At 55.2% G+C, this 22,453-nt stretch carries 24 protein-coding genes and 4 pseudogenes; 16 read left to right on the forward strand and 12 right to left on the reverse strand.

All coding sequences use genetic code 11. The features are described from left to right. The first annotated feature begins 458 nt into the window (after positions 1 to 458). From AC07PU_RS31300 to AC07PU_RS31320, 5 genes and pseudogenes are all read left to right on the forward strand, one after another. Positions 459 to 2,312 (forward strand): caspase family protein, encoded by a 1,854-nt coding sequence (locus tag AC07PU_RS31300; RefSeq protein ID WP_495322181.1) that lies wholly within the window; start codon positions 459 to 461, stop codon positions 2,310 to 2,312. A gap of 101 nt (positions 2,313 to 2,413) precedes the next feature. Then, positions 2,414 to 3,181 (forward strand): lipase family protein, encoded by a 768-nt coding sequence (locus AC07PU_RS31305; protein ID WP_495322182.1) that lies wholly within the window; start codon positions 2,414 to 2,416, stop codon positions 3,179 to 3,181. Positions 3,182 to 3,189: 8 nt separating this feature from the next. Next, positions 3,190 to 4,371: a CHAT domain-containing protein gene (locus AC07PU_RS31310; protein WP_495322183.1), complete on the forward strand. Its 1,182-nt coding sequence runs from the start codon at positions 3,190 to 3,192 to the stop codon at positions 4,369 to 4,371. Positions 4,372 to 4,684: 313 nt separating this feature from the next. Continuing rightward, positions 4,685 to 6,487, forward strand: a complete 1,803-nt coding sequence (locus AC07PU_RS31315; protein WP_495322184.1) for a hypothetical protein — start codon at positions 4,685 to 4,687, stop codon at positions 6,485 to 6,487. Between the two features lie 242 nt (positions 6,488 to 6,729). Then, positions 6,730 to 7,257 (forward strand): annotated as a pseudogene (locus AC07PU_RS31320) (isocitrate lyase/phosphoenolpyruvate mutase family protein); the annotation flags it as partial. Between the two features lie 611 nt (positions 7,258 to 7,868). Here AC07PU_RS31320 and AC07PU_RS31325 read toward each other — a convergent pair. The 7 genes from AC07PU_RS31325 to AC07PU_RS31355 form a co-directional block, all read right to left on the reverse strand. Further along, positions 7,869 to 8,594, reverse strand: a complete 726-nt coding sequence (locus AC07PU_RS31325) for a hypothetical protein (protein WP_495322185.1) — start codon at positions 8,592 to 8,594, stop codon at positions 7,869 to 7,871. A 3-nt stretch (positions 8,595 to 8,597) separates the two neighbouring features. Beyond that, entirely contained in the window at positions 8,598 to 9,086 is a 489-nt protein-coding gene (locus tag AC07PU_RS31330) for a hypothetical protein (RefSeq protein ID WP_495322186.1), read from the reverse strand. An 818-nt stretch (positions 9,087 to 9,904) separates the two neighbouring features. Beyond that, a complete protein-coding gene (locus AC07PU_RS31335) occupies positions 9,905 to 10,423 on the reverse strand; it encodes a helix-turn-helix transcriptional regulator (RefSeq protein WP_495322187.1) in 519 nt (172 codons plus the stop codon). A 332-nt stretch (positions 10,424 to 10,755) separates the two neighbouring features. After that, positions 10,756 to 11,922: a J domain-containing protein gene (locus tag AC07PU_RS31340; protein WP_495322188.1), complete on the reverse strand. Its 1,167-nt coding sequence runs from the start codon at positions 11,920 to 11,922 to the stop codon at positions 10,756 to 10,758. A gap of 126 nt (positions 11,923 to 12,048) precedes the next feature. Further along, positions 12,049 to 12,267 (reverse strand): hypothetical protein, encoded by a 219-nt coding sequence (locus tag AC07PU_RS31345; protein WP_495322189.1) that lies wholly within the window; start codon positions 12,265 to 12,267, stop codon positions 12,049 to 12,051. A 129-nt stretch (positions 12,268 to 12,396) separates the two neighbouring features. Then, positions 12,397 to 12,603: a hypothetical protein gene (locus tag AC07PU_RS31350; protein ID WP_495322190.1), complete on the reverse strand. Its 207-nt coding sequence runs from the start codon at positions 12,601 to 12,603 to the stop codon at positions 12,397 to 12,399. Between the two features lie 140 nt (positions 12,604 to 12,743). Continuing rightward, positions 12,744 to 13,181, reverse strand: a complete 438-nt coding sequence (locus AC07PU_RS31355) for a hypothetical protein (protein WP_495322191.1) — start codon at positions 13,179 to 13,181, stop codon at positions 12,744 to 12,746. A gap of 71 nt (positions 13,182 to 13,252) precedes the next feature. Here AC07PU_RS31355 and AC07PU_RS31360 point away from each other — a divergent pair, with 71 nt between their 5' ends. Continuing rightward, positions 13,253 to 13,708 carry a helix-turn-helix domain-containing protein gene (locus tag AC07PU_RS31360; RefSeq protein WP_495322192.1) on the forward strand — a complete coding sequence of 152 codons (456 nt, stop codon included), beginning with the start codon at positions 13,253 to 13,255 and terminating at the stop codon, positions 13,706 to 13,708. On the opposite strand, the gene AC07PU_RS31365 is transcribed toward AC07PU_RS31360, so the two are convergent. Continuing rightward, positions 13,597 to 13,968 carry a hypothetical protein gene (locus tag AC07PU_RS31365; protein ID WP_495322356.1) on the reverse strand — a complete coding sequence of 124 codons (372 nt, stop codon included), beginning with the start codon at positions 13,966 to 13,968 and terminating at the stop codon, positions 13,597 to 13,599. The two genes, AC07PU_RS31360 and AC07PU_RS31365, sit on opposite strands and share 112 nt — an antisense overlap. Positions 13,969 to 14,125: 157 nt before the next feature. On the opposite strand from AC07PU_RS31365, the pseudogene AC07PU_RS31370 reads away from it, so the two are divergent. Both AC07PU_RS31370 and AC07PU_RS31375 read left to right on the forward strand, forming a co-directional pair. Continuing rightward, positions 14,126 to 14,338: pseudogene (locus AC07PU_RS31370) on the forward strand (transposase domain-containing protein); the annotation flags it as partial. A gap of 79 nt (positions 14,339 to 14,417) precedes the next feature. After that, a pseudogene (locus AC07PU_RS31375) lies at positions 14,418 to 14,822 on the forward strand (IS3 family transposase); the annotation flags it as partial. An 89-nt stretch (positions 14,823 to 14,911) separates the two neighbouring features. Here AC07PU_RS31375 and AC07PU_RS31380 read toward each other — a convergent pair. Continuing rightward, positions 14,912 to 15,400, reverse strand: a complete 489-nt coding sequence (locus AC07PU_RS31380) for a hypothetical protein (RefSeq protein ID WP_495322194.1) — start codon at positions 15,398 to 15,400, stop codon at positions 14,912 to 14,914. 344 nt (positions 15,401 to 15,744) lie between these two features. On the opposite strand from AC07PU_RS31380, the gene AC07PU_RS31385 reads away from it, so the two are divergent. From AC07PU_RS31385 to AC07PU_RS31395, 3 genes are all read left to right on the forward strand, one after another. Then, positions 15,745 to 16,032, forward strand: a complete 288-nt coding sequence (locus AC07PU_RS31385; RefSeq protein WP_495322195.1) for a hypothetical protein — start codon at positions 15,745 to 15,747, stop codon at positions 16,030 to 16,032. Positions 16,033 to 16,530: 498 nt separating this feature from the next. Next, complete coding sequence (locus AC07PU_RS31390; RefSeq protein ID WP_495322196.1) at positions 16,531 to 16,770, forward strand: hypothetical protein; 240 nt, start codon at positions 16,531 to 16,533, stop codon at positions 16,768 to 16,770. An 18-nt stretch (positions 16,771 to 16,788) separates the two neighbouring features. After that, the gene (locus tag AC07PU_RS31395; protein ID WP_495322197.1) at positions 16,789 to 16,992 is read left to right on the forward strand and encodes a BrnA antitoxin family protein; all 204 of its coding nucleotides are present in this window, start codon (positions 16,789 to 16,791) and stop codon (positions 16,990 to 16,992) included. A gap of 188 nt (positions 16,993 to 17,180) precedes the next feature. On the opposite strand, the gene AC07PU_RS31400 is transcribed toward AC07PU_RS31395, so the two are convergent. Next, positions 17,181 to 17,507 (reverse strand): hypothetical protein, encoded by a 327-nt coding sequence (locus AC07PU_RS31400; protein ID WP_495322198.1) that lies wholly within the window; start codon positions 17,505 to 17,507, stop codon positions 17,181 to 17,183. Between AC07PU_RS31400 and AC07PU_RS31405 the strand changes: the two are divergent. The 5 genes and pseudogenes from AC07PU_RS31405 to AC07PU_RS31425 form a co-directional block, all read left to right on the forward strand. Further along, positions 17,506 to 18,018, forward strand: a pseudogene (locus AC07PU_RS31405) (transposase); the annotation flags it as partial. The gene AC07PU_RS31400 and the pseudogene AC07PU_RS31405 sit on opposite strands and share 2 nt — an antisense overlap. A gap of 128 nt (positions 18,019 to 18,146) precedes the next feature. Beyond that, on the forward strand, positions 18,147 to 18,866 hold the full coding sequence (locus tag AC07PU_RS31410; RefSeq protein WP_495322199.1) for an SHOCT domain-containing protein: 720 nt from the start codon (positions 18,147 to 18,149) through the stop codon (positions 18,864 to 18,866). Beyond that, positions 18,866 to 19,549 carry a PIN domain-containing protein gene (locus AC07PU_RS31415; protein ID WP_495322200.1) on the forward strand — a complete coding sequence of 228 codons (684 nt, stop codon included), beginning with the start codon at positions 18,866 to 18,868 and terminating at the stop codon, positions 19,547 to 19,549. The genes AC07PU_RS31410 and AC07PU_RS31415 overlap by 1 nt, the downstream gene beginning before the upstream one ends. Before the next feature lie 14 nt (positions 19,550 to 19,563). Then, positions 19,564 to 20,724 carry a Shedu immune nuclease family protein gene (locus AC07PU_RS31420; protein ID WP_495322201.1) on the forward strand — a complete coding sequence of 387 codons (1,161 nt, stop codon included), beginning with the start codon at positions 19,564 to 19,566 and terminating at the stop codon, positions 20,722 to 20,724. After that, positions 20,725 to 21,129: a hypothetical protein gene (locus tag AC07PU_RS31425; RefSeq protein WP_495322202.1), complete on the forward strand. Its 405-nt coding sequence runs from the start codon at positions 20,725 to 20,727 to the stop codon at positions 21,127 to 21,129. A gap of 623 nt (positions 21,130 to 21,752) precedes the next feature. Here AC07PU_RS31425 and AC07PU_RS31430 read toward each other — a convergent pair. Together AC07PU_RS31430 and AC07PU_RS31435 are read right to left on the reverse strand one after the other, a co-directional pair. Then, positions 21,753 to 22,061 carry a hypothetical protein gene (locus tag AC07PU_RS31430; RefSeq protein ID WP_495322203.1) on the reverse strand — a complete coding sequence of 103 codons (309 nt, stop codon included), beginning with the start codon at positions 22,059 to 22,061 and terminating at the stop codon, positions 21,753 to 21,755. 58 nt (positions 22,062 to 22,119) lie between these two features. Next, positions 22,120 to 22,440 (reverse strand): hypothetical protein, encoded by a 321-nt coding sequence (locus tag AC07PU_RS31435; protein ID WP_495322204.1) that lies wholly within the window; start codon positions 22,438 to 22,440, stop codon positions 22,120 to 22,122. Positions 22,441 to 22,453: the final 13 nt, after the last annotated feature.

The raw sequence follows: 22,453 nt of genomic DNA on the forward strand, positions 1-22,453 counted from the left end.
GGTCCTTTTTCTGCTCGTGTGCAAGCAAGGTGGGCACCCGCATCTATTGTAGAGCGACGTTCTTCGAAAGCGAACTCCGACGAAACCTCCAAAAGACGGCTGCACGCCAGCGAAAGTTAACAGTCACTCTCTCCGTGCTCTACAGAACTCGTTCGCGAACGTTAGCCCGGCGTCAGTGGCCGCAGATCGTGGAGTCTCGACACCGCGCGACGTTGCCTTCAGACACCGACAGCGCCATGGCGACGATCACCCGATTCCGTCGTGCCCCCCAAATTAGGTGATTGACGAGATCCAAAATACGAAATAGGTTCCTCCTTGGAGCGGGGACTTCAGGTGTTGAGCTAACGAGTCCTACGTGAGGGGTAAAGACACTCGACGTACCTGAATGCCCGGCCGGCAAGCTGAACACAGAACATGCCCGTCCCACTCTCTCGAGCATAAAGATTGAGGAGAAATCATTGAAAAAAGCCATGATTGCAGTAGGAATAGACCGTACTGCAAGCCCTGAATTTACTCCACTCAAGGCAGCAGCTGCAGGCGCAGACAAGATCGCTGACTGGGGCCAGCGCCAGGGATTCGATGTCGTAAAGCTCACGGACGCTGCCGGCCCGATCACTGTCTCGAAACTATTCGAAGTAGTCGACCGCTTTGTTTCGCTCCGCGTTTACTCTCAACTCGTCGTCTACTTCTCGGGCCACGGAATACTGCTCGCACCTGATACGGAAGCTTGGCTTATGTCGGGCGCCCTCCAAAATCCTAGCGAAGCGGTAAACCTGACCGGCTCGATAGCCGCAGCGCGAACATCCGGCATCCCGCACGTGGTATTCATCTCTGACGCTTGCCGTTCAATGCCGGCGAATTTCCGCTTCGGGCTACTGACGCCGGGTTCCGTCTTTCCTCCACGAAATCCGGCTGGTCCCGGCCCAGAGGTTGACATCTTCTATGCGACGCTTCCGGGCGACCCAGCTCTCGAAGTTCCCCCTGATCAAGCGCAGAAGGATTTCCGAGGACTGCTCACCTCATGCTTGCTGGAGGCCCTTGAAGGTAATCCTCCATCGCTGGTCGAAACCATTGAGGTCGAAAGTCAGAGGCTCGGGGTCGTTACAAGCAGACGCCTCAAACAGCATCTTCTCCAAGCAGTTCCCGAAGCAGCCGCAAAAGTGGCTATCAATCTGATGCAGGATCCGGATATCCGGGTGGAGTCCGCCCTACCTAAGTATCTCGCCTCTCTAAAATCTGTCGGGCCGACGAATATAGACGCGAATGCTCGAGGAGCTGTCAGTCGCGAAATGAAACCTCCCGCCTCGACGAACCTAGACGATATTGTTCGCTCTGTTCATCGAGATACCCCCTTAATCGACGAACTCACCGCCCCCACGGTACCTTTATTCAAAAGCTGGAAGCGCTGGCTAAATTCCGAAAGTACCTCCGATAGAGATGCGGCCCGCCCTTCCATTCCGAACGTACAAGACGCTCAATCCTCTTTCGAAAAAATAATAACATCTTCGTCACGAAGCTCGTTCGAAACGGGTACCGGTTTTACTTTCTATGGCGTCGAAATAGACTACGTTCGCGTTAGCGACCGCACAGAGTTATGCGACGTGTGGGAAGAAAATGGTGCAACCCAAGCGCGCATCTATGCAGAAGAACTTGACACATGGGCCAATGAAAAGCCGCGAGGCGCACTCGCTAGATTCAAGGATGGTTCTGGCACTTTTCTCTCAGTTCTTCCTGGATATGTTGGAAGTGTTGTTTACGAAAACGGTCGAGTGCTAACAGTCAACTACACGCCCTCCAGCCGTAGCAGAGATCGTCAATCGTATTTATCTAGAAGCAGCAAGATTGAAAGCAGCCGCGCGCTCATGGCGACATTGGCGCGTCATGGCTCCCTAAGGTTTGATCCTGAGACTGCAAACTTGACTGCTCACCTTCTCCGACAGCATAAGGCCCTGGATCCGACGCTTGGACTTTTTGCCGCTTATGCCTATATGCAGGCTGGAAACCATGAGCAAGTTTGGTCTGTATTCGACCATATGTCTCAATCGCGATCACCGTTGCTCTTTGACGTCGCTCTGCTCGCTGCTGTTTCTTCGAGGCATAGGCCGTTCATTGACCTCATCAAAGTTCTCGACTTCGCACCTTGGCTTCCGGTCCTTACCCAGGGCTGGATGCTTCTCGGTCCGTTTGAAGAAAAAATGCCCCCCGTGCTTATGGAAGCGCGGAAGCATGTTTTGCCAAGCCTCTGGACGACATTCGCGCCCGAAGGAATTGACATTCTTGAAAACCACATTTTTGGAGGCAAATTGCAATGAGACTAATCTTTGTACACGGCCGCTCTCAGCAAGGAAAAGATGTTGTCGCCCTACAAAAACTCTGGGAGTCGACTTTTGATCTAGGCTTAAGGAACGCAAACTTGCTGCGCCCATCTCCTTTAACGATCTCTTTTCCGTTTTACGGCGACGAATTGGAAAGACTTTTTATTGAAGCCGATGCGCGCCTATCGACTGGAGTTTCCGCCAAAGGAGGAGATGCACCTGACCCAGAACTCGCGTTCAGACTCGAGCTAGCGACAGAGTTGGCCCAGAATGCAGGGCTGTCTACCGAAGCTATAGATAACGAGACTTCCCCCAATTTCGTAAGAGAACGTGGACCGCTCCAGTGGGGTTGGGTCCACGCAATACTGAAAGCTCTTGACAAAAAACAAGGTGTAGGCGACTTCGTTCTAAGTCAATTCACCAGTGATACATATCTATATTTGAAAAACCGAAACGTTGCAAAATTTATTGACGACATCGTGACTGCGGCAATAGTTGGTGATGGACCATGCGTTGTACTGGGCCACTCCCTCGGCTCGGTCGTAGCCTACAGGTCGCTCACGGCACTGAATGGAAAAGCTGACGTACGAGCTTTTATCACCATCGGCTCACCTCTCGGATTGAACGCTATTAGAAATAATCTCCCGGCCCCGCTATCGATGCCGGCCGGCGTTGCAATTTGGAAAAATGCATATGACGAGCGAGACGTGGTGGCGCTCCGAGCACTTGATAAAAAAACTTGGGACATTACTCCAGAGATTGAAAATTTCGGAGGCGTACACAACCAAACGGATAATGCCCATGGTATCGAAGGATACCTAAACGACGCACAAGTAGCTCGCTGGCTATTCGAGGCCGCGCGTTAGGTCTGGCAATGAAGGTCCTCTACATTGCCGGCCGCCCGGATGGGGCGGAAGAACTCGCTCTGGAAAGAGAGATCACCGAACTGCAGCGCCGCACGTTGCAAGCCAGCGGCGAACCTGCTCAATTTGTATTTCTTCCTGCCGTTCCGGTCGAACATCTTCCTATGGAGTTGTCTCGCCATCGCCCGGACATAGTTCATTTCTCGGCTCACGGCGATTTCGGTGAGCTTCACCTAGCCAGTTCTGCCAACAGGCCGGTCAGATTGACAGGAAAGATGTTGCGAGAATTTTTTAACTACGAGCATCCACCAACGCTGGTTTACTTCAACGCCTGCAACTCCGAGGCGCTCGCAGCCGAAGTGATCACGACCGTCTCTGCCGCAATTGGAACCACGGCTCTCATAACAAATTCGACTGCAAGGGCTTCGGCTCTAGTGTTCTACGATCGAATACTGATGGGATCATCGGTCAGAGATGCCTTTGAAATTGGCCGCCAGATGATGGAGGCTCTCCAGGACCAAGCAGTTTCTTCGGTTCTTAAGTGTCGGAAAGGTTTCGATCCGAAGATGCGACTTCACATCATTCCGCGACTCGTCGCTCGTAGCAGTTCCTCAACGCTTGCGTTCAACAAGAGCGGGTTCCTAAACGTCCAATTCAAACTTATCGGATGTCCCGCCAATACATCTCAGGTCATATTTTTTACGGATGACAAGTCTTTCATTGTGCGTGACCCGAACGAAGACGAAGACGAAGACGACGCCGAATTTTTGGCTCGAGAGTTATGTCAAGTCGTTCGCGATCTTCCTCGAAGAGGTGCTGTTGAATCTGATAGTGCTTGGACCACCGACGAAGATTTCCGCATCTATGCATGCGGAACAACTGCCGGTGGCGAAACTTTTACTGTCTCTTCGACGCTTAGTGATGCGATCCTCGACTACGTCAAATATGCAAAAGACGGGTCATTACGCGCGCGCGAGATGGCGCACATAAACACCATCGTATCCCGACTTCGAAATCCTGACCAGCTAATCGACGAAAAGCCTGCCGAGGCAAAGCTCGCGCAGCCTCAAATTACGCGAACTTCCCAGAAGGGGCCCGCCGCCAAGAAAGCGGCATCCTCCCGTACGCAAAAGAAGCCGGCTTCGCCTGCGGCTCGAAAAAGAGTTCCCGCAAGAAAAATCGGAAAACGATAAGCCTTGTGAAGTCCATTCGAAGTGCTAGCAAAAAAGCAGTCATCCAGTTGCAATCGAGCGATCTCCACAAAGTGAATCAACCGAATCACGAAGTCTAAAAGCGGGAGTATCCTAGACAAGGAGTCAGCGATATCCATGAATCTTTGCAGATCGTTTACTCCTTATCTGCCGCGCACTCGGCCGGCAAGGCACCAGTGGCTCATCAAGCAGTCTGACACACGTAACTCAGCATGAAGCCCTGCTAGCTTTGCTTATTCGCAGCTAGTTTTTTTCGAAGTTCACGTTGAACTAAAGAACTCTCCGGAGGGGAAACATGCAATGGACTTTTGTGCGCGGCCGTCATAGCGGTGTTGCGATCCTTGTTGGCGCGTTGGCCATATCGGGCTGCACCAGCAATCAGCTCTATGAAGGTGGCGGGGACTATCGGTACATCGGAGCGACTCAGGGCGTAAAGATCACTCGCTCAGGCAAAGGTGCTGGTTCTGACGTCACTAAAGTGCCCGGAGAGCAGAACGCCCCTCCCTTCAAGCCTACGCCAGTGCGACTCCCGGCCGCAGTTGAGCAAAAAGGATCGGGCCTCAAGCCTTTTGAAAAAGGTGCGACCAAATCAACCCAAGGGGCGCGTGAGATAAAAAATACGATTCAGTCTAAAAAGTCCGCTGGAACTTCTGAGCCGTCAGGATCAGTTCGTTCTGAGCCCGACCAGGTTGATGAAGAGTTTATATCTACCGAATGGTTCGCCGATTGGGTCGACAAATACCAGAGTCCGGCTCAGAGAGCCAAACTCAACGGAAAATTCGAGAAGGGCGACACTATCTCCATCTACCTCAAGTCTGCGGTTTTTTCCTATATCACCGAGGGGATGTTTAAGCGTGCTTGGTCTCGATACACTCGTCCAAGCGGAAAGATTGCAGGAGAGATTGCAATTATTGCAAATGTAAGCACAGATCAGAGCTTGGCGCCCTTGGTATCGCCTGCCGACGCTTCCAACCCCGGCCGAGTTGTTTTTTACTCCGGCGATGTGGAAGAAAATCAGCCCATTAATCAATCCTTTGGCCCGGTTTTCGGACCTGTCAAATGGGAGGGCGGGCCAATCATGCTGGATGTGACTGTCATCGAAATTGACGAAGAGGAGCGCAAGCAGACAGGTGCAATCATCTCCAGTCTCGCAAAGCTCGGAACAGCCCCGGGAATTAATGCCTCTCCCGTGTCATTGGCTCTTTTGAATACGCTCGGCTCCGTATTGGTACAAAGCAATCGTGACGATGTCATGGGTCGATTTAGAATGCTCCTGACCCCGGACGTTCAAAGTAAAGCATATCTTCCAACGCTTCAAGAAGGAGATTTGGCATTAATTAGAAAATCCAAAAGGGATTTCAACTTTCCTTGGAGGCAAGATTGCTCGGAACAACCCCCCTCTAAGCGAACTAAAACCGGGGAATTTTCTAATATCTGCCAGTGGTATACATCCTATAACCCGGGAACCGGGACTTTTGCTCCGTACAATCGGGATGATAATGAAACAAACTACATGATTTTCACTTTTGTGAAAAACATGCCGGGACCAGATTTGACGCCAACCACGACTACGGCTCAGCTTCTAGAAAAGATTAAAGCATCAAATCCAATCGACCTTCAGAAGCCGCTTGAAGAATTCGTCACTGCGAAGAAGAAAGACGCCGCGGAGAAACAACTACAAGAGCAACTTTCAAAACTTGCAGACATCGGGACCACGGCCGCATATCGCCAGCATGTTGCTAGTCAGATTTCGTTGACGGCACAGTGTATATTGATTCAGAGTTCGGCAGATGCGTCTCCAGATGCACCGTCTCTTGCAGCAGCTTCACTCGCTACCGAGCGGTATTGCCGAACCAAAGAGACATTTAGCAATGTCTTCAAGCTATCTGACTTCGACATCTTGATACGGCGGATCGGGGAAATATGCGAGAAAAACCCCGGGAGCGTCCCCGTCAACAACGCTGGGACGGCATTTTCCCGAAGCGCGCTCGTCGGAACCGGGGCCATCGACTTTTCAAAGCTCGATTCCCTCATGCAACCTAGGCTTAACACTGCTATATCGAAGTTGACGGAATGCGGCGTGGCCGCCAGTTTGTAGAAGGATTGGGCTTAGATATCGTGCATTCTTCTTGGCCGAGCAGACCGCGACCTAATCGCTGAGAGATAGATGTCGGATGATCCGTGGAACGGGGTCGTCGCTCAGGCCGAGGGCTCGCGCGACCGCCGCGACCGTGGCACTAGGCTCCGCGCCCGCGGGCAGAACCCGTGCGGCGGCGCCGCCGCCGCCAATCGCCAGTGTGCCGAGGAGCGATAGTGTTCAGGTGTCCACCAAGTCTTATTGAACGTTGCGGGCACCGGCCAGGCAAGGAAATCGTCTCCACCGGGGAGATGGTCAACCGCATCAAGGCTGCAGTTGATGCGCGCTGCGACGAAAGCTTTTTCGTCATCGCGCACACCGATGCGATTGCGGCCTAAGGCCTGGAGGCAGCGTTTGAGCGCGCTGCGCGGTTTACCGAGGCTGGTGCGGATGCAATCTTTGCCGAAGCCGCGCGCGACTTGCCAACATTCCGCCGCTTCACCGAAGCTTTGAATGTACCCGTGCTCGCGAACATCACCGAGTTTGGTCAAACTCCGCTGTTCAGCGTCGCGGAACTCGAGTCGGCGGGCCTTGCAATGGTGCTCTATCCGCTCAGCGCCTTCCGCGCGAAGAACAAGGCCGCGGAAAGCGTCTACACAGCCATTCGCCGCGACGGCACGCAAGAGGCAGTGATCGACACGATGCAAACGAGAGAGGAGCTCTACGAGCGCATCGGGTACCACGCCTTCGAACAGAAGCTCGACGCGCTCTTCCAAGGCTCGACCGACTGAGCTTGGTCTGGCGGCGACGGGCCGCGCCGCGAATACACGATACATGTTCTTGGCCGTGGCTCGTAGGGTCAAGTGCAGAGCGTATTTAACCCGCTCGGCGCGCAATTCATCCACAACCACAAAGCCCTTGCCCATCTCGGCGCACAGAGCTTTGTGTTGTGAACGGTGCGTGTTACTCACGCCTCCAGTCGCTGCATCGGACGACGCGTGGCGCCTCACAACATAGGTGATAGACGCCGCTCTTGGAAAAACCACCTAAGCTCGTTGCCTTCCTTCACCTTCTTCTCGCTCGCAACTGCGACGGCTTGGCGAGCACCTTGTTCAAGCGCTGCCACTGCCTTCGCCGTATCCGCCTTTGTGCCAGATCGAAGATTCACCCGAAGGCCCCTGGCCCCAGTGATATAGAGCCCTCAGGCCGGCGCCCACCCGAGATAGCGATACTCCCGCCACGCTCCCAGCCTGCTGGAAGCGGTCGACAAAAATACCTCCGGTGCTTTCGACCAATTGGAGGTAGAAGCTGACCTTGTCGCCACTAGCCACATACGAACCAGACCGCCCGGCCGCCCAAGCAGGAAGACTCAAAACGGAAAGGACTGCAATCAACGACGCTCTCATTTTGGCTTGGCTGTCCGAATGTAGCCTTGGCGGTCATTGATCCTCAGACCTGATGGCGTGACTATGTAATAGGCCCCATGCTTGTCGCCAACCTTCACGTACGTGTCACCCGCCACCGCAAGCTCATACTCCCCTCGACTGCCATCCCCATTCAACCGCGTGAGGATGACTTTTCCGTTGATTGTTCGAATCGTGAAGGTCGCATTGAGGTAGCGCGGAGACCCCACATCGTCATACCACGAACCAATCGTCTTGGTTGTTTCCGGCGAGGCAGTCGCAGTGGCGGCTTGCTTCGAGCAAAAGGCCCCCGATTGAAGCTCGCCCGTGGCGTTTTCGAGCGCAGCAAACACGACGATAGTGTGTTTTACTAGCAGCGGGAAGAGGCTGGGAGAGCACGCTTTGATTTCCCACGTCTTCGTTCGCGCAAGATTAGCGATAAAGGCTGCCCTGTTTGTCTTCGCATCTGACTCAGACAAGAGGGCCGGCGAGCTCGTAGAGAATACAACCTTGAACGCGGCATCTCCAGTCTTCCGCACCCCTTTGAATCGAATCGCTCGATCTGGCACCGAAGCTTCAAGATTACGCCCCCAAGCGGCCAAGTCCAGTTCCGCTGCCGATTGCGCAAGGGCGCAAGAACTCGCAACGAGGCACAGCAGTCCTAAACCAAGACAACCTCTGATCCTAGCGTTCATAGCTCCCAAGATAATCACTGCGATCTCCATATGCTATTTCGACGGCATGAAGCGCACTGTCACCTGATGACCACCTAGGCGAGCGTGCCAGTCGCGATGATTCACCTCAACAATCCAGCCAGCGACTCTCCACCGAGCACTACGCCCTTTTAAGGTTGACTGTTCGAAGCCCTTAGGAACTGTGCCAAGAATCTTTTTAGCCACTTCCACCGCAGCCGCGCTAAGCCTCAAATAGGACGCAGATGCTTCGGCTGGATTATTAACATTGAGCATCAGGGAAACATAGAGCAGTTTTTCACCCTCACTTGGCACAGGTAGTGAATAGAAGGCCAGAGTGTTGTTGAGATTGTTCTTCCCAGGCGTTGGGCTTGTGATGTAAGGAGGGCTCGAACACCCATACTCTTCATAGGCTCCAGTAGGAAGCCCCGCCTGAGCTCCGAGTGCACAGAAGCTGCGCGCTGAAAGGTCTGGCTTCATCCCCTGTGCTTGCGCCAGTGGAGATGCTATGACGAGCACCGCCATCACCGCTCCTATGGCTTTTACTTCACGTGCCATAACTAAATAAACTCAAAGCGAAAACGTCTCCCGTCATTGCACCTCCTACGAAAATGACGACGCATCTTAAGCAAATGTCAACGACCTGCACAGAAGGCCGAAAGGGAGCTTTCCACCATCTCGAAGGAGAGGCTACAGCGCCACGGTCTCAAGCGGTCAAAACACCGCAGCCGGTTTTTCTCTAGCCGCCTCCAACTATGAGGTACTTGCGGCCGTCTTCGAATCTACCTCGACTGTTGAGGCGAAAACCTCGCCCCCCGCGGCGGCTTCGGCGGTTCATAGTTTGAAGCGTATTTTGAATCATCAGGCATACTCAAACCCGCGCATATCGCCCTGCGTTAAAGTATTCCGGCAAGCCAGCTCACACGATATCCGTCTTGCGCTGCGTAGCGCTCGATTTCGCAGTTGATGGTCGACGCTGCCTTGCGGAGTTTGGCTGCACCGAACGCATCCGATTCACAAATCAAGGCATGGAAGAGTTCTTCCCTCTCTGCTAGGCTCAATCTATTGGCACCACGCCGTCGCTCCCGAGGTCGAATATCACCGATCTTGGACAAGATGTTCTGGATAGAAGTGTGAGGTCTGCCAAACCGTTGGCCGATCTGGTGAAGGGCCCAGCTTTCCCACATCAATGCCTTCTGGCTACTCGTGTAGTAGGTCCGTCTCCGATACCTCATCTGCAACACTCCTTCTGACTAAGCGGTTGTAAGTGCGTTGCATCGGCCGGTTGAGTCCGCCGGCCTTGCTGGCCTGGCGCGTCACAAAACGGTGCGATCGCCTGCGTCCTAGCGCGAGACGATGTTCTCCCTGCCCAGGCGCTTCCTAGAAATCAGTCGCCCTTCCTCCATCACGGCCAGCAACTGGCTCATACGGCCGGCAGTCAGCCCCAATTGGTCGCGCAACGCGGACTGCTTGAGTGGACCGTGAGCGAGCGCATCCAAGATGGGCTGTGCGCGCAGCAACTGGCCCGCGCGTCCTGAGCGCCCTGCATCGGCCGAAAGTCGCTTGACTTCAAGCAAGTCCCGCATGGTCTTCATGCTCATCGCAAAAGCAGCACCAGCCTCATCCTCAGAGGCTCGTCGGCCCGCGATCGCGCACACTTTATCGAGCAGCAACAAGCTTTCTTCATCAGCCACGCGCTCGATGGCCTGGACCACCCAATACACGGTCGCATAGGCGATCGCCTCCTGCTGCGTGGGAATCAAGCGATTCACCGCATGCAGGGTTTCCAACAACTCAGCTGGATCGATCCGACCCGCAAGCGCCTCGGGCCGCAGGTCAAGTAGCTCAGGGGTAGTAGCCATAGGGTCTAGAGCCGGGACCAAAAGCTGAATTTACAACGATCTATATCACTTCACGCAAAGGAGGGATGATCACGGGAGACCAGCCTGAATGGCGACGATTCCGCCTTGCGGACCTAGCGGAGTGCCCTGTGCACTAACTTGAACAGGCACGAATCTCAGGAGAGCCTCTCCCTGACTCAACCCCAGATCACGAATATTCGCGAGCATCAGCGCGCCCAGGACCACGGGCCGCGGTGGATTAGTTTGCCCAGGATATGGGGCTGCTACTTCCGGGAACAATCAATGTCTGCGATGGAGCGCAAAGCTGCCCGGGCGGTGACTCCCCGACAACTCTACCTCCCGAAGAACTTATCCGCCCTCCTCTTCTCGCGTTCTTCCCGAATGACCTCCAGCAGTCGCTTCAGCATTGACCGAAGGTCAACGATGGCGACCGGTTCGTCCCAACTACCCCGCAAGATCTCCGGATCGATGGGCGTGCCACCTTGGTTCAAGGAATCAACAGCCGCCTCACAGAGTTGCCCCACCGTCAGCACCCATCGATAGGCCAGCTTTGCCTTCCTGGGATCGCCAAATGCTTCGAGGGACAACTCGAAGAGCTTCGCCAGCGCTTCCCGATCGAGCCACTCTTCCCCGATTTCCTGCTCAACGGGCTCCAGCATGCTCGACAGTTCGAGCAGGTGCGCCTTGGCTGCCGTGTAAAGCTCTTGGCACAGCGCCGGGTCGTTCCAAGGCATTTCGGAATAGCTTCCCTCCGGCGCGCGCGAAGTGGCGCTCGCCGCAGCAGGGGTTCGCAGCTGGCTCAGGAACTCGCGAACCACCGCGAAAAGACGTTGAAGCTCCGGTTTGTCGACCATCGCACAGTCGGCCACTTGTTGACCGTTCACGAGGAGCGCTGTTCCCCGCACCTCGAGGCTGCGGACGTCTTTCCACTCCCAGTCGATCACCGACACGATGAGCTCCTTGATGCGGATACCCCGATTCGTCAGGATGAGGCCTTCCTTCGCCCCGCCAAACACAGTAGCGTCGATCAAGACGAGGACGTCATCTTCCTTGATGTCCATCGCATAGCTTCCCCGAGCCGCGTTGAGCTTCTTGGCTGGGATGCGTGGAGCAAAGTAGGTCCGTTCGAACCCGCGGTAAGGCGCAAGCCGTTGCTCCAGCACCTCTCGCAGATCGACCTTCGCGGGCTGCGCTTCCTCGGGCTCCGGCTTGCGATTCCCAGGCTGGCGGCCTGCCGCCTGGTGCTCTGTCGGCGCATCGGCGCTCGCCTGATCGGCTGCGCGAGCGCTTTGATCGAAGACCCTTCGCTTGGCGGCATCAGACAGGGCGGCATAGGCAATGTTGACCTCCTGCATCTTCCCCGTCGCCCATTTCACAGTTTCCGCGTCGGCGCTGGCGTACTTATCAGGGTGGTACTGGGTCCGGCGGCTCCTGTAGGCAAGCTCGATTTCCTGATCGGAGGCGTTCGGACGCACACCCAGCACGTCGTAGTAGTTCATGGTGTTGAAATCGCAATGAGTGGGAATAGGCGGTAGCCAGTCAGCAGACTGCCGCCCCGCACTGAGAAAATGCCTCACACAGACCTTGCCAGCAGCGATGGGCGCCGCAGGCGAGGTCCGTCCGAGCTATTCGTAGAGCTCCTGACAGGTGCCGGACTCATAGATGTCTCGGATCTTTTCCGCCTGGCCTGCGGGACTGAGCTTGTACAGCGCCAGGTCGTCGGTCAGCTTGTCCCTCATGGCCATCATGTAGATGCGAGGGTTCTCCTTCTTTTGCTCCAGAAGCGGCGCCACCTTCCGGATCGCGGCATCGGCCTGCGTGTAGCGGCTGAGGATCTTCGCCACGTTGGCACACCTGTAGGCGTCGTAGATCTTGCTGTCGTCGCTCGAACAGGCGGCAAGCCCTAGCATCATCGGTATCACAGCGAAGGCGCACCGGGTCACTCTCGGAGAAGGAGACGGCATATGGCCCTCTCAAGCGAGGTAGATCGCCGCGAGAACGGCAACCAGCAGGATTGCCCCAATGAAGGCCCCCAAGCCAGGAAAGATGACGGCCGGCCAGACAAGGCCCTTGCCCAGCGCGACCCCAAAGCTCGCTTCGGACACGAAGATCCATTGATACAGGAGCACCAGCAGGCCGACGGCGGCATAGCCAGAGATGAGTTTTCCTTTGAGATTCATTTGAATGGTTGATTTGAGGGTTGGGGAGGTTGCGAGGACGTGCGGCCCTGGGCCCGCACTAGGTGCAGATCCGTGGCTCAGGTGCGAACCCGTTCGGGCGGCGAGAAGCCAAGTGGGCCAAATGCCATAGGAAGACCAGCTCAGCACTTGCGCTTTTTGCCAGGAGGTTTGCGAGGGTCCGTACCTAAGACGGCCCCCTCGGGGGTCACGCATACGCCGTCGGCACAGCTGTAGCCAGGCAGCTTGAGCACCGCGCGATCCGCGTCGCCGATCTCACAGCGCAGCTCATCGAAGCCGAACTCCTTGTAGTCGCGGGCGTTCTCGTTGGTCGTGCAGTACACGCCGCTTGCCCCGGCCTGCACCTGGATCGGATACACGGGGAACTTGAGGTCACGGCTCCAGCCTTGGATCTGGATCTCCATGGCTGAGCGTTCGATTCGGTGTTTGACCGCATCAGGGTTGGTCAGCGGGTCGGGACGCGCAAACGCGGTGCTCCCGCCTCCAGCGATCAGGAACAGCAGCGCGGCTCGCGCGAGTTTTATGTTTGGCTTCAAGGGCTCCTCCTCGGTGCTCAGCATCCATTCTGAAGTTTACAGAACGCATCATATATAACGCAGACCAAACACGTCGCGTTCACGAGGCTGGGGCCATGGAATCCCAGAAAATCGCGACCGCACGTGCGGCCGACAAATCACCTAGCCCAGTCAGCAACCTCGGTACGGGTAACGCCCTCTCCCGAGCCTTGGGAGAAAATCTGAAGCGGATTCGCCAGGAGAAGGGACTGACTCAGCAAAACCTGGCTTTTGCCGCCGAGATGGATCGCACATTCGTCTCACTGGTTGAGCGCGGCGGTACGAACCCTTCGCTCTTTAGCTTGGGGACCCTCTGCTGGTGCTTGGAAGTCACCCTGGCGGAGCTATTCACAGGGATCCAACACACCTTGCCGCCCTCCAGCGCCCCTGGCGGCGCACGGCGCCGGGCTAATCAAGCCTCTCACGAATCTCGCCCACCATCCGCAGCAACGTTGAAGCGCGCCGAGACGATGAGACAGAAAAAGCTTGCGTTAGAGGAGTCGGCCGGCAGAGCAGCCCGATCAAAAAGGTGAATCTCGAAGGCCCGCGCTCTGTTCACCTTCGGGGCGAGGCGAAATGCAAGTGTCGCCGCCCGCACCGACTCCGTTAGCGCCGCTCCTGCCGTGACCTCGCGTCTTCTAAGCGTCAGAGCGTCGCGATCGGTGTGATAGACACCGGAGGAGCTTCGCCGAAGGCCACGTCGCGACAGCAGTTGATGCAGTTCGGTCAGGGCGGCGATCAACGCGCGTGGAGCACCAAGGCCGATACCGGCGCAAGAGGCTGCGTCGAGCATCCGTGCTGCCACCACGATGACGGCGCCAGGACTCACCTCAACAACAACAACCTCGCCCGTCGCTCGCTGTACTGACGTCCGGCGCGACGGCGGTAAAGGGCGGGCCGGCAGAAGACTTCGACCTCTTGCCCGACATGGGCAGAATGACCTCGCAATTGCTCTGGACAGGTCGAACTGGCTCTTCGCAGGCAGCCTGCGCGCGGGCAAGCGGGCTGAAGCCATCATGAACTTGCTGCATTCGGCACGCATCAACGGACTTGACCCGTATTCGTATCTGCGCGATGTTTTGGCGCGATTGCCACTGCAGCCTGCTAGCCAGATTGGCGAACTCATACCGCATCGCTGGACCGCAGTTCCGACCAACAGCTGATCTGCACCTCGGTCGTCAAGACGGGTTCGCCGTCTGCTTACGTTCCAAGGCCCAGGAAGCGCAGATATGCGTCTCACCTTGCTTCTACGGAATGGTAGTCAGCTGGACCATTGGCACCAATTCGGACGTGGAATTGGGCGCAGCCATCGAGACGGTGGCCGACACGGCTGACCTGCCTGTGGTTCACTGCGATCGGGGCGGTCAATACCGCTAGCCGGGTTGGCTTTCAAGAATGAGCGACGCGAACTTCATCCGCTCGATGTTGCACAAGGCATGCTCACCTGATAACGATGCCTGCGAAGGCTTCTTCGATAGGCTGAACGATGAGGTGTTCTATCCTCGGGACTGGAAGACCACCACCATTGAGCAGTTCGTCGAGGGGGTTGACGCATACATCCGCTAGTACAACGAGAAGCGGATCAAGATCTCGCTCGGCTCCCTCCGCGCGATCGAATACCGGCTAAGCCTTGGACTTGCGGCATAAAGCAAGCCAAGTTTTATCCGCCCCCCGCGACAGAGACTTGGACTTACGGCGCAAAGCCAGACCGAATTCTGGCTCGTATCTTTTAAAATCTAAAGAGACCCAAAAATTCTTTCGACTGGCAATCGCCCTTCCCACGCCGGAATTTCCTGAAATCCCGCAAAGACCTGCCCACCAACCAAATTGAATTTTTTCAATATTCTGTCTACTTCCTGCAATTCTTCAGGGTGACTTAACAACAGATTGTTGAGTGCCGCTCGGATCTCATATCGAACCCTATCAAGTGAATATTGATTCCAAATTCCATCAGGGGGAGCCACAATATTGTCGATTTCGACCGCGATTACATCAACGCCCGAACAATCTTTCTCGTGATACCACAACCACCCTGGATCACCGCCTCCCAAATCCTGCAGATAGGGAGGAAAAATTGAATTTAAGTACGAATCAAGCTTTACCCCTGCTTCCAACGCATAACCGATCGCAAACATTAGCGGCGCATCGGGGTCATCAAAAGCACAATCAGGCTTCGAAACGAACAAAAACCCTCCTAAGTTAATCTTTTTAACTTCCAATTTCATAAAATCCCCTTTACTGAATTTTATAGGGATAGGCAGTAGGTATATAAGGATCGTTAACCTTCATGCCCCCCAAGGGCACCCGATGATTTCCCACAGTAACCTCCCAAACGATACCTCCGGATCTGATGAGGTACGCCTTGGACAAATCAAAAGGTACACTCTTCGAAAATTGTTAGCCGCCTGCTGCGCAACAATATTAGCATTCTCGATCATAAAGGCAGGCTCTATGGGAAGCATGCAACAAGAGGAACTGGAAACAATTTCGTCGCGAGCATCTGGATCAACTCTTAATTGCATCCGGATCGAAATTGACAGGTCGTCTTCAGGTCGATCCTCCGTTTGATATGTCCGATTTAGACAAAGAACTCCAGGGTGAGTGCTCGTTTGCCTATCGCTGGATGGAAATGCGACTGCACGAGGGAGCTGATCGCGGAGCACTTCTGGCGGCGCTGCTTCATTGGGCAAGCGAAAAGAGCAGCGTTGCGGCCTTGGGCCTGGCTGGGGACATCTACGCAAAGGAAGCGAATCGCGCCGAATTTCATGCATTCATGCAACTTGGCGCCGGGATTTTAGGTAGCGAGCATGTCATTGCGCGCGTACGCTTCGAAATCTTCAATCGGGTACTGAGTTAACTGCCCTTGCCACAGTTGAGGCATCGCTGCGCCTGGGGCTGCGCAGAGGATGCGAGCCGTGGTCGAGTAGGGCCCGGCTGCAGCCGCAGGCTTGAGCCCGCCCTAATCGGCCTCGCGCATCAGATACGCTCGACCTTAAGGCGTCAATGAGCCATTCTTACAGTGCTCATTCGAGAAGTCCTGACTTCAATGGCGTGCCATAAGGGGCGCACGCGCAACTGCCCAAGAGCTTTCCTTCCAAGTTGCTCATGGTGCTCCACAATCGGGCGCAGTGCCGTCTCAAGAGTAGGCCAGTTGCCGAACTCCGGCGCCTTGGCGCGCGCGTCCCAGATGCCCCCTCGGACTTGAGCGCCTTGGCGATCTCGCACTGGGCGCCCTGTACTGCCGGCCGGCTGTGACCGAGCGAGATCGGCAGCACCCCTCGCCCACTCCCATGCCCAGATAAGCGCCAGATGCCGCTGCAGGCGTCAGCCGCGGCAGCAGTAACATGCATTGCACATGCCCAAGCCAACGCGCACCACCAAGCAACTGCAGCAGATGCTGATCCAAAGAATCGAGGCACAGCCAGGCCTTCGAGGTCAACAGACCGACGTACACCGTGGCGGAGTGATCGGCATCCCGTCTGAGGATGGTGGTCCAAACTGGACGGTTCGCGTGGTCACCGACCGAGGCAACCACCGCGGAGACATCGCGCAAATCATCCGCACCCTGCAGATGCAGTACGACCTCGAAGACTGAAAACGTTCGAAAGACGACATGACCAACGATGCTCGGAGCCCTGCCCTGCCCCTCGATGCCGACGTGCTGGCCGCGCTGGAGGCCACAGGCCCTCGCTGGCAGGCGCTCGCGAACACCGCCCTCCGCAAGGCCTTCGTCGAGAAGATCGCCAACGACCAGTCGAGTGGGCTGGATCTGTTCGAGATCCCGGCCATGCCCCGACGCAAGCCTGCCGACAAGTAGGTCACGCGCCGCGCTCGAGCGGCGGGACCCTCGCTCCCCGGCCGCGCTGAAGCGAGGCACGCATCGCGCGGAGCGGTTTCGCCGGCAAGCGGCGCCTCTCTCGGTGGAATGTCGCAGCGGAGGAACGGAGGGTTCGTCGGGATCCGTCGACGCGGGCCTTTGCGATACAGCATCCCGCCCAAGCGGTATCAATCGCGCTGCATTCCGAAACCAAACCCGAACAGTCCGCCCTTCCGCTTGGGTGGCGGCGCCTCTAGGTCCACCTCACGCGGTCCGACCGTTAGGTCGTTAACCAGCCCCTGCAGCTGCACAGGGCCAGCCGCCATTGCCGCGCTGTATGTCTTCTCGGCGCCCTGCTGCTCGTCGACCGCTGTGCAATTGCCGTCAGGGGTGAGCTCTACCAAGCGCCAGCGATACGCCTTGTCGGTGGATTGGACGACAGTGTGTTGATTTCCATGGAATCCTGACCCGGCGGGGGTGCGGACGAAAACTTGGACTACCTGGAGGTAGTTCATGTATTCCTACGAAGATCGGATTCGAGCGGTTGAGCTCTACATCAAGCTGGGCAAACGCGTCAGACCGACCATCCGGCACCTTGGTTATCCAACCAAGAATTCTCTGAAGGGCTGGTACAACGAGTACCAGCAGAAGCTCGACTTGCCAGCGGGTTATGCGGGGCGGCCAGCCAAGTTCTCTAAGGAACAGAAGGCGGCAGCGATCGAGCACTACCTCACTCACGACCGCTGCATTGCGGCCACCATGAGGTCATTGGGCTACCCCTGCAGAGGGACGCTCACCGCGTGGGTTCGGGAGGCCCTTCCTAATGCCAGAAGGCCTGTCGTCGGCAGTACGGGGCGACGAAGGCATTCCGGGGAGCTGATGCAAGCGGGAGTCATGGCGCTTTGCACCCGCGAGGAAAGTGGCCAGACTATCGCCGACAAGTTCGGCGTGTGCCGGCCAACGCTGTACAACTGGAAGAACCAACTCTTGGGACGTGAGGCACCCGCATCCATGAAACGCACCAAATCCCAGTACCACGCCAATTTTCTTAATCCATTGCCACCGCAGCCAAGTAAAAGCGATCATGGAAAAGTACAATGTTGTCGTGAGTCAAAGCGATTACTAAAAAGTAATATTAAAAGAGGAGAACAGGAATGGGAATAGGCACTTGGATTCTGATATTTCTAGGTCTGATCGTAGTGGCGGTTGTCGGTCTAGCAATCGTCACATCCAAGTTGAAAAAACAGATGGAAGCCCACGTTGATGGCCTTACTGACTTCACGCCCACACAAGGAATCATGGGCAGCAATGGTCAGACTGGACTTGCCTTTGACGAACAGCGCAAGAAGATTTGCCTGATCCAGCACGGCAGCAAAATCACAAGCCGAATATTCAACTACAGCGATGTGCTCGCATGTGAAATCTTCCAAGACGGCACGACCATCACCAAAACCCTTCGTTCAAGCCAGATCGGCGGTGCTCTCATCGGTGGACTGGCACTGGGCGGCATAGGAGCCCTGATTGGTGGCCTGAGCGGCAGGACGAAGACAACAGATAAGGTGAGTCGCATTGATCTGCGCATCATCGTCAATGACACGACCAAGCCGCTGCACGATGTGAACTTTCTAGAGAACGAAACCAAACGCGGTGGCTTCGTTTTCAATACTGCCATGCGGCAAGCACGGCACTGGCACGGCATCGTTGAAGTGCTCATTAAACGAGCTGACATGGAAGACAAAGCCAACGTGCCGGAACAGCCAAAGCTTCCACCTTCATCACTGGCTGATGAGCTGCGCAAGCTCGCAGACCTGAGGGATACTGGTGTCCTCAGTGCGAACGAATTTGATGCCCAAAAAGCGAAGCTTCTTGCCTGATGTGCGGCTCACTTCTTCTCGTAGATCTTGAGAACGTCCACAAGGTGGATCTCTCACGACTGGATGACAGCTACCGAGCCATCATCTTCGTTGGAGCCAAGCAGAACCCTCCAAAAGCTGCGAGCAAGAAGGCAACTGCTCACAGATTCACCCGCGTGGATTTCCAGAAGATTGAAGGCTCCGGAAAAAACGCCCTGGATTTCCATATCGCCTTCCAACTCGGCCGCACGTACGAGACTGCGCCGCAGACTGTGTGCATTGTTCTCTCGGGTGACAAGGGGTTTGATCCACTGCTTACCCACCTCAACAAGAACGGCATGGAGTGCAGGCGAATCAACAGCCTGGACGAACTATTCCCGCCTCAGGTTGAGCCCATCGCCGAGCAACCTGCGCCTGTTTCAAGGGTTGAATTGATTGTCTGCAAGCGATGCCACCGAGCCAGCACAGTTGAACATCATGGCGGCCACTGGTGCACCAACTGCGGATGTTTCGCCAGCCCTCCAGATCCGAAATTGCTGCCCTCCCTCCAGCCGGGTTTTGAAGACCGCTCTCGTGAGAGAGACGAGGACTACAACATCTATGCGGTATGTGGCTGGTGCCACCAGAAGACGGATATGACGGGCGGCATCTATGACGATGGCGAGTGGATGTGCGGCGGCTGTATTGACCGATACGCCACTTAACCAAGGAGCTGGCCATGGACGACGAGGCAGAGATATTCAAGAACAAGGTTGTAGGCAAGACCTACATCAGCCCTGTCGTACCCACAATGGCAGGACCTCTTCGGATTGCCTCCAAGGTCATTGACTCCGAAGGCCTGCACTTTGCCAAGGTCAAAGACGAGATCTTGCTTCGCCGCACTGACACGGGACGGACCGAGATTCGTGCGAAGTTTTTGGAGACGGATAGAGACCTCAGGGTGGTCACCATTCAAGCCTTCAACGGCAACACCGGCTCTCCTCACAGCACACACTTCTCATTCATTGGCTCAGAGATCCCCAAGCTGCTGACCTTCTTTCAGAACATCGCAGCTTACGAATTCCAAGGCAAAGACAAGGTAAACATCACGGACGCCGAACTACGCAAGCTGGTGCTGTCCAAGGAACAGGTTTCTACCCTCATCCAAGATAACCCAGATGCATTTGCTGAGGTAATTCAAGCCGAGCTGACCAAGGAAGACATCGTCGCTCTCGGCTATCGCAAGAAGCAGCTCGGCACGTTCAAGAAGCTCCTTGAAGACCACGAGTACTTCGCTCACATCAAGGAGACGAAGAAAGCTTCTGGCGATGAGGCACTCTGGCAGATATTCTTTGAGAAAAACCAATGGGTCTTCGGCTACGGCCTGAGCTACTTCTTCGTCACCGGCTTTGAAGACAGGAAGCTGGAGCAGATTGTCCAAGGGCATGACCTCTTGAGCCACGGCAAGCGTGCTGACGGTCTCATGAAGTCCCGAGGCATCATCAACTCTCTGTGCTTCGTGGAAATCAAGAAGCACAACACCAGCTTGCTGGAGAACAACCCGTATCGGCCAGGTTGCTGGGCACCTTCCAAGGAACTCGCCGGAGCTGTCGCACAGGTTCAAGGAACCGTGGCAGCAGCCATGCATCGGCTCTACGGGCTCATTCGCCCGGATGACAAGGACGGCAACCCGACCGGTGAGGAGGTCTTCAACTTCAAGCCTCGTGCCTTCATTGTTGCTGGAGACCTCTCGGAATTCACGAGTGAGCATGGCGTAAACACGGACAAGCTTCGTTCTTTTGAGCTATATCGCAATAGCATCACTGGCATAGACATCATCACCTTTGATGAACTGTACGAGCGGAGCAAGTTCATCGTTGAGGCATCTCAGAAAAATTAAATGTTCAAGAAGATTGAGTACGACAACCTTAATTCTCGCCAACAGGAGAACTACAACTTCCACAAGATTTCAGCTCACCTTGCTGACTACGGATACAACTGCCTGCGCCTGAGCGACGATTGGCAAGGAGCCGATTTCATCGCCTGCCATATTGATGGCAATACCTTCCTCAAGGTTCAGCTCAAGGGACGGCTGACCATCCAGAAGAAGTACTGCGGCAAGGACATCTACGTTGCCTTCTTCCACAAGGGTGACTGGTATGTCTACCCGCACGACGACATGATGAATCTGCTCATCGCGGCAAAGCTGATGGTGGGCACGAAGTCTTGGGAAGAAACAGGCGGCTATAGCTGGCCTCACCTTTCCGTGCAGATTCTTGCCATGCTGGAGCCCTACAAGGTCTAGCCTCGTTGGGAAGAGAACCCCAGAGCTTCAACACCCTTGTCCGTCAGCCTGAAATATGCCTTGTCCAGTGACACTGTGAGAAGTCCATCAGCTATCAGCTCCTGAATTCCCACACTGGAGCCGACGACCCTTCTATGGAGCTGGAGGGCATTCGCTGAACGCTCCTCGTTCGGCCAATATTCCTGTCGGAAAAACGCGAGAACTCTCTCTGCTTCTGGGGTGGGCATGCTCACTCAGGCTGATTGATGGGAAGCCCATGCTAGCCCGATGAACGCTCCTGTGCAGTCCTGAATTTGTAGGTCAAGACCGAAATCAGAACCCGATCTTCAACGCAGCTTTTTCCATGTGATGGCTCTTGAAGTGGCGCGGCTGTGGGCTGAACGCGATGCTTGCTGAACATTCAACCACCACCTTGGCTACCAGGCACAGCCACCATCGCCGCCGCGTACTTGTAAGCTTACTCGGGTCGTAAGGCTTGAGCGTGGTTAGGGTAATGATAGAAGCAAGGCAACATTACCAACTAGTCATCCCGAGCACCGCGGCGGAGTTGAAATCAGGAAGATTATTTTTTCCAATAAAGCCGTTTTCTTACTAACGATCAAAAGCATTGTGCAAGTGAAATTCTACGGTGACGCTTCATGCGGCGCGCATTGCCAATCTGCCCACGGCGACTCTCGCCACGCCTTCCACCCAATCGGCAAGTCCGCAACAGATGAAAGAGAACTATCAAGATCTAAAACTTCGCCCAACCGAATAATTTTTAACTCATCCGCACCGACAACTTCGTCCGAAGCCCCATGAAATTGCCATGCGCCATCATCTTCGTCATGAAACGCATACGCTATCCAGGTTAGGCCATCAACCACCGCGCGTGTAGTGTAGACCGCAGCAGAAGGTGCGTCCTCAAATTTCCATTCAGTCGTTGCGTTCATTTACTTGATTTAGCCCTACTTCCCCCGCTTGCAAGAATAGCCATATTTCCATGGCCATTCAATATTCGAACCTAACAGAAAACCCCCAATTATCGTCGTCTCTTTGCGAAATCGAGTACGAGACGCCTTTCCAAATTGCCCCATGCAAACGAAAAACATCTGAAAGCTTATAAAGAGCTGAGTAAATTTCGTCAGTCGGAACTACCGGCTCCCTGTATCCTTCAGGGGAAGATATGACGATCTGCATTGTTTCGTGCACACCGTCATCTTGTCTCTCAACAGCCATTTCTGCTGCCCGCCAGTTTTCTGGCGTCGCATTGATAAGTGCGTTCGCGATTTCTTTATCAATTGGAGCTTGATCTTTAATCAAAGAGCTCATATATGCATCAGCC

Source organism: Variovorax sp. GW821-FHT10D07 (assembly GCF_059415325.1).

What these genes read in the sequence shown, in the direction of transcription:
- AC07PU_RS31380 (WP_495322194.1), bottom strand. Translation starts at nt 15,400, where the DNA reads ATGAAATTGGAAGTTAAAAAGATTAACTTAGGAGGGTTTTTGTTCGTT.
- AC07PU_RS31425 (WP_495322202.1), top strand. Translation starts at nt 20,725, where the DNA reads ATGTTCAAGAAGATTGAGTACGACAACCTTAATTCTCGCCAACAGGAG.
- AC07PU_RS31350 (WP_495322190.1), bottom strand. Translation starts at nt 12,603, where the DNA reads ATGAATCTCAAAGGAAAACTCATCTCTGGCTATGCCGCCGTCGGCCTG.
- AC07PU_RS31315 (WP_495322184.1), top strand. Translation starts at nt 4,685, where the DNA reads ATGCAATGGACTTTTGTGCGCGGCCGTCATAGCGGTGTTGCGATCCTT.
- AC07PU_RS31330 (WP_495322186.1), bottom strand. Translation starts at nt 9,086, where the DNA reads ATGGCGGTGCTCGTCATAGCATCTCCACTGGCGCAAGCACAGGGGATG.
- AC07PU_RS31360 (WP_495322192.1), top strand. Translation starts at nt 13,253, where the DNA reads ATGGAATCCCAGAAAATCGCGACCGCACGTGCGGCCGACAAATCACCT.
- AC07PU_RS31355 (WP_495322191.1), bottom strand. Translation starts at nt 13,181, where the DNA reads ATGCTGAGCACCGAGGAGGAGCCCTTGAAGCCAAACATAAAACTCGCG.
- AC07PU_RS31365 (WP_495322356.1), bottom strand. Translation starts at nt 13,968, where the DNA reads ATGCTCGACGCAGCCTCTTGCGCCGGTATCGGCCTTGGTGCTCCACGC.
- AC07PU_RS31415 (WP_495322200.1), top strand. Translation starts at nt 18,866, where the DNA reads ATGTGCGGCTCACTTCTTCTCGTAGATCTTGAGAACGTCCACAAGGTG.
- AC07PU_RS31385 (WP_495322195.1), top strand. Translation starts at nt 15,745, where the DNA reads ATGTCCGATTTAGACAAAGAACTCCAGGGTGAGTGCTCGTTTGCCTAT.
- AC07PU_RS31310 (WP_495322183.1), top strand. Translation starts at nt 3,190, where the DNA reads ATGAAGGTCCTCTACATTGCCGGCCGCCCGGATGGGGCGGAAGAACTC.
- AC07PU_RS31410 (WP_495322199.1), top strand. Translation starts at nt 18,147, where the DNA reads ATGGGAATAGGCACTTGGATTCTGATATTTCTAGGTCTGATCGTAGTG.
- AC07PU_RS31420 (WP_495322201.1), top strand. Translation starts at nt 19,564, where the DNA reads ATGGACGACGAGGCAGAGATATTCAAGAACAAGGTTGTAGGCAAGACC.
- AC07PU_RS31335 (WP_495322187.1), bottom strand. Translation starts at nt 10,423, where the DNA reads ATGGCTACTACCCCTGAGCTACTTGACCTGCGGCCCGAGGCGCTTGCG.
- AC07PU_RS31400 (WP_495322198.1), bottom strand. Translation starts at nt 17,507, where the DNA reads ATGAACTACCTCCAGGTAGTCCAAGTTTTCGTCCGCACCCCCGCCGGG.
- AC07PU_RS31435 (WP_495322204.1), bottom strand. Translation starts at nt 22,440, where the DNA reads ATGAGCTCTTTGATTAAAGATCAAGCTCCAATTGATAAAGAAATCGCG.
- AC07PU_RS31395 (WP_495322197.1), top strand. Translation starts at nt 16,789, where the DNA reads ATGACCAACGATGCTCGGAGCCCTGCCCTGCCCCTCGATGCCGACGTG.
- AC07PU_RS31430 (WP_495322203.1), bottom strand. Translation starts at nt 22,061, where the DNA reads ATGAACGCAACGACTGAATGGAAATTTGAGGACGCACCTTCTGCTGCG.
- AC07PU_RS31340 (WP_495322188.1), bottom strand. Translation starts at nt 11,922, where the DNA reads ATGAACTACTACGACGTGCTGGGTGTGCGTCCGAACGCCTCCGATCAG.
- AC07PU_RS31390 (WP_495322196.1), top strand. Translation starts at nt 16,531, where the DNA reads ATGCCCAAGCCAACGCGCACCACCAAGCAACTGCAGCAGATGCTGATC.
- AC07PU_RS31325 (WP_495322185.1), bottom strand. Translation starts at nt 8,594, where the DNA reads ATGGAGATCGCAGTGATTATCTTGGGAGCTATGAACGCTAGGATCAGA.